The organism is Arthrobacter sp. P2b (assembly GCF_900168295.1).
Taxonomy (GTDB): Bacteria; Actinomycetota; Actinomycetes; order Actinomycetales; family Micrococcaceae; genus Arthrobacter.
The window spans coordinates 1-5360 of the sequence record NZ_FVZL01000036.1 but is presented as its reverse complement, the minus strand read 5'-3'; the positions used below and the strand labels follow the sequence as shown (position 1 = coordinate 5360).

Here is a 5360-nt window from a genome sequence, read left to right as displayed (position 1 = left end):
CCACACCCGGCTGCCCGAAAACAGAAAACAACCGCAGAGCAACCCGGCGCCACACACCAGCGCCCCTCACCGGCCATCATGAAAAATCGAGGCTAAGGCTTCTGATCTTCTAATTCCAAGAGGGCTCCGTATGCTGCTGCAGCTGCTCTGTCGTGCAGGGGTACTCGTGCTCGCGGAGGGTATTCCAGCAGGCTTCATAGTGAATTGCACGTCGAAAGCTCTGAGCTAATACAAAGAGCCCTCCTACAATCCGCCCACGAGGGCGTTGCTTTACTTATCATGTATGCTCTTCCGGGGTGCCCTGTTTCAGGCGATTCACCCGTGAATGAAAGGACAAATCGCGTTGGGGGCATACGAGGGCTGGCGCACGCGCACTTCTCGCGTTCTGAGGATTACGGACGCATTCGTAATATGTTGGGCCGTTGGCGGTGCTTACATAACCAGATTCGGTATCGACCCAGACCTTCAAAGCTTAGGCAACGACGCCGCATACGGCATCTTCTCTATCGGCCTAATCATAGTGTGGTGGTTCATGCTTGGCGCTTGGGATAGTCGCCATAGCCGGATACTAGGTGCAGGTGCCGATGAGTACAAGCGAGTCGCAGCGGCTTCCTTGTGGTTATTTGGCTTGGTCGCAATTTTTTCGTATGTTCTCCGGATCGATACGGCCCGTGGATTTGTCGGTTTTGCACTCCCTGTAGGTTTGGTCGGTCTCCTTCTCGGGCGCTGGCTGCTGCGTCAACATCTACACGTGAATCGCCTTCAGGGCGAGAGCATGTCCAGGCTGCTTCTTCTGGGCGGACCGGGCGCTGTCGCCCACCTCGCCTCTTCTTTCGAGCGCTCCAAAGAAGCGGGGTACCTTCCCGTAGCCGCCTATACGCCGGGAGCCTATGGTGAGCAGCAGAGCGATGCGGACTTTCAGCTACCGATACTGGGCAACGTTCCTGAGACGCATGCGATTCTGGAGGCCATCGAAAATTGTCGCGCCGACGCAGTAGCAGTTTCGGCCGGTGTTCAGCTTCACCCACAAACACTCCGCCATTTGGGCTGGGAATTGGCGTCGCGCAATATCGGCCTGATCATGGCACCCGCTCTTACGGACATAGCTGGACCAAGGATTCACACCCAACAAGTTGCTGGGCTGCCCCTGATCCACGTAACAACCCCTACTTTAGACGGTGGCCAACGGGTTGCTAAACGACTATTTGACTGCGTCTTTTCGAGCTTGCTGATACTTGCAACGTCGCCGCTCATGCTGGTTGTTGCCGCCTTGGTGAAACTCAGCAGTAAGGGACCAATCCTTTTCCGCCAGGTTCGCGTGGGGATGGAGGGAAAGACTTTTCACATGCTGAAGTTCCGGTCCATGGTCATTGACGCAGAAACACTCCTTGCTGACCTAATGCAGCATAATGAAGGCGGAGAGGTCCTCTTCAAGATGAAAAATGATCCACGAATCACGCCCGTTGGACGTTTCATCAGGAAATTCAGTCTCGATGAACTTCCCCAATTATTCAACATCCTCGATGGCTCGATGAGTTTGGTTGGTCCTAGGCCCCCTTTGCCACGCGAAGTTGAAGCGTACGAGCACGACGTTCGCCGGCGCCTGCTTGTTAAGCCTGGTCTTACAGGTCTCTGGCAAGTGAGTGGCCGGTCTGACCTTTCTTGGCAGGACTCTGTGCGCCTTGACCTCTACTACGTCGAAAATTGGTCCCTGGCGGGGGACCTGATCATACTTCTTCGGACAGCGCGTGCGGTATTTCGGAGTACTGGCGCTTACTGATCGGAAACAGCTATCAACATTGGCCCAGAAGGGACGCTGGCAGGAATGAGCGATACCAACAACAAGACGTCGGCGACAGGGCGACTTTTTCGACCACCTACCAGGAGAGGGGGCAACAAAAGCCGTACTCTGAAATTGTTAAGGGTCGTGGCTATAGTTGCTACTCTAATTGTTTCCGTGCTGGCATGTGTTCTGTGGTTGAGTCACAAGGCAAGCGTTATAAGTAATGAGCTGCAGTCGGCCACCCGTTTGACGCCGCAACTTCAAGACGCGCTTTTGAACAACGATGTCAGCCGTGTCACCGCAACTCTCAATGGCCTGAAACTGCACACTACAGCAGCTAGAACTGCAGCAAATGATCCGCTGTGGATCCTGGCCGGGGCGATTCCGTCAGTAGGAGCGAACTTCCGGGCAGCCTCCGAGGTAACGACTTCCGCTTACGACGTGGTTCATCTAGGAGCCGCACCGCTGGCCGAGGCATTTCAGACTCTCGAATGGAAAAACCTACTTCCGGACGGCGATGGCGTGGACCTTAGTGCTCTAGCTGCGGCACAGCCACGAATCTCTTCTGCAGCCCATGCGGTGCGAGAGTCGTCTGAGCGACTCAACAACATTGACGCCGAGACCCTTTTGCCTGAAATTTCTCAGCCTCTGCGGGTTACTCGTGAAAAGCTTGATACCCTTCGAGGCCACCTAGATGCCGCCGCAGATGCCGCCGCCATTACACCCGCTATGCTCGGCGCCGATGCCCCTCGGCACTACTTATTCATGATCCAAAACAATGCTGAATCCCGTGCGTCGGGAGGAATTCCGGGGGCCTTAGCTGTTGCTGATGTAGACGGGGGAAAGCTGACTCTACGGAGCCAAACGAGCGCAACTGCTCTCGGACCTATGGATACCATCCTTCCAATTGATGCAGAACAAAAGCAGATATATTCCACGCGGCTAGGTAAGTACATGCAGGATGTGAATCTGACCCCCGACTTCCCATCCGCAGCTAAAGCCGCCCAGGAGATGTGGGAAAAAAAGACGGGCGAGCGCGTTGATGGTGTTATTTCTATTGATCCAATAGCACTGGCTTACGTACTCGAAGCAACGGGGTCATTGGAACTCGCCGACCCTGGGCTTAATCGTCTAGCAGCACAAACCGGACTGCCGTCTGAACTAACGTCCCAAAATGTTGTCCCAACGTTGCTGTCGGATGTCTATACAAGAATTCAGCAACCGGAGCTGCAGGATGCCTACTTTGCGGCGGTCGCTCAAGAAGTCTTCGCAGCCTTGTCAAGTGGCGACAGTGACCCCGTGAGTTTATTTTCAGGCATCACCCGCGCAACTGATGAAGGGCGCATTCTCATCTGGTCCTCCGACAAGCAGGAGCAGTCGATGATCTCATCTTATGCACTCAGTGGTTCGATCGCTGGCCCTAGCGTTTCACCCGCACAATTCGGCGTGTACTTCAACGATGGAACAGGCGCAAAAATGGATTACTACGTTCGGCGAAAGGTGCAGCTCGTCAAAGAATGCGCCAAGGATGGATACGAGCAGACAACTGTTCGGGTCACCAGCACGAACACGGCGCCCGCTGATGCGGGCACTGCGTTGCCTGCTTACGTGACTGGCGGGGGCGCTTACGGTATCCCTTCCGGCTCAGTGCAAACAAACATCACCGTTTATGGACCCGTGCAAGCATATGTAGAAACTGCAAAACTGGACGGCAAGCAAGCAGACTTTGCTCCATACCTCCACAGCAATCGACCAGTGGGAATCCTAGCCGTTCGGCTGGCCCCAGGTGAAAGCAAAACCGTCGAACTTCGGTTCGGTAAAATCGTCCAACATACAGAACCTAACATGTTTGTTACCCCGACTGTGCAGCCGGTCACAGACGTTGTCTTACCTACGATTTTTGCTTCCTGCGACTAGCCAGATGGACCTGCGGTTAATACTATGTAAACCGAGTGGCTTGAGATTGCTGACAGGGAAGCAGAAGTGATACCTTCTCTTTGGGATATCTATCCGTAGTTCTGCACACGCAATCGTGCAGAGGGGGAACTCCCCAAATATTTCGGGTACATCAAAACTTATACGTCTCCGGGGGGACACACATGAAAAAAACTTTTGCAGCGCTCGCTCTTGCGGGTTCTCTCGCTCTGATCGGTTCGGCTCCTGCCACGGCTCAGGGTCTTTATCCAGTCATTCCGCCCCAGGCCGCTGTTTCTGACGGCACCGTAGGCCCTGGCGAGGCATTCACGTTCAGTGGCCAGGGTCCATTCCGCGGCGAGCGTCTCACCATTCGGGTTACTCCCGGTAACGCTCCCGCTGCCGGCGGCGCGAACATCGCAGGCGGCACTTCGTTCTCGAGCAAGATCGGGGTCTTTGTCGAGGCTCAAACGTTGTCCGCTCAGGCCGACAGCGAGGGTAAGTTCTCGGTTCCTGTCACTATCCGTGAAGCAGGATCTTATCTCCTGACTGCTACCAGTGACGTTTCCGGATACACCGTGGGACCGGTCCGCGTTGTAGTTGCCCCGGGCTTCGCGAACGGCGGTGCAGCCGGTGCAAACGCAGGCGGAAACAACGGTACGCCTGCATCGGCGGCACTGGCCAATTCTGGCAGCACTCTCGCAGCCACTGGCGCCGACTCCGGGTTGGTACTCTGGACGGTAGTAGGCGCTGGCGCACTTGCTGCTGGTGCAGCCTCGGTAGTGGTTGTTCGCCGCCGCGCTAAAGCAGAAGCTGCCGCATAGCAACCGCTTTTAGGCACCAAAGAAGGTGGGCGGCTCTCCAGGAACGGAGAGCCACCCACCTTCTTCTTTTCTGGTTTTGACAGATTCAAGCGTGCACATGTGGTCTGTCATGGCTACGGGGGAGACATTGGTGAGGGAGAGTCAACAGCTCAATATCTTTGTACCGCTCCCCCGAGCACAGGTTCTTCCTTACGTCTTCTTGGCTCTTCTAGCCGTGGCTGCCGTCGGATCCGGGTGCGATCGCCTTGCTACGAATTATGCAACAGCAATATGAAGCGCGATCAGAGCCCGCGGATTTGGCGGAAGGTTCTCGTCGCGATGCTGATTCCCCTGGCGTTTGTAGCCTTCTGGCCAACCCCAGTTGATCAGCCTGTTCAAGGAGTTCTGGTCTCGATTCTGACTTCCCTTCACAGACACGGAATCCCACCTTGGTTTGATTACAAATTCGTGGAGGCAGTCGCGAACTTGGCCCTCTTCGTTCCTTTAGGCCTGGTGGCTTCGTTGGCATTTCCTGCAAAGCGCTGGTGGCAAGTTGCATCTTTTGGATTGCTCATCTCGTGCTGCATCGAGCTCGGTCAGCTTCTCTTTTTTCACAACCGCTTTGCAAGTCCCCTAGACCTTGTGACAAACACGTTAGGTGCAGTGCTAGGTGCCCTGCTGGCGGCCTTGCTCGTTGAGCAGCTACACACCTGGAACCCTCCGGCGGCGGAGCCCCAATCTGATTCTCAATAGATTCAGCAGGACCTACTGGCCCTGTTCCTTGTATTTGGCTTCGGTGGCTGCTTTCTGCGGCCGCCACCATTCTTCGTTGTCGCGGTACCAGGCGATGGTGTCCTCGA

Annotated in this window: 4 protein-coding genes; all 4 read left to right on the top strand. The window is 55.4% G+C overall.

The window, feature by feature from the left end; translation table 11 throughout:
- Positions 1-325: 325 nt before the first annotated feature.
- The 4 genes from B5520_RS22195 (at position 326) to B5520_RS22180 (ending at position 5253) form a co-directional block, all read left to right on the top strand.
- The gene (locus B5520_RS22195) at positions 326-1780 is read left to right on the top strand and encodes a sugar transferase (protein ID WP_079599229.1); all 1455 of its coding nucleotides are present in this window, start codon (positions 326-328) and stop codon (positions 1778-1780) included.
- A 45-nt stretch (positions 1781-1825) separates the two neighbouring features.
- Positions 1826-3700 (top strand): DUF4012 domain-containing protein, encoded by a 1875-nt coding sequence (locus tag B5520_RS22190; protein ID WP_079599228.1) that lies wholly within the window; start codon positions 1826-1828, stop codon positions 3698-3700.
- A 182-nt stretch (positions 3701-3882) separates the two neighbouring features.
- Entirely contained in the window at positions 3883-4521 is a 639-nt protein-coding gene (locus tag B5520_RS22185; RefSeq protein ID WP_079599227.1) for an LPXTG cell wall anchor domain-containing protein, read from the top strand.
- A 318-nt stretch (positions 4522-4839) separates the two neighbouring features.
- Positions 4840-5253 carry a VanZ family protein gene (locus B5520_RS22180; protein WP_104443673.1) on the top strand — a complete coding sequence of 138 codons (414 nt, stop codon included), beginning with the start codon at positions 4840-4842 and terminating at the stop codon, positions 5251-5253.
- The last annotated feature ends 107 nt before the right edge of the window (positions 5254-5360 follow it).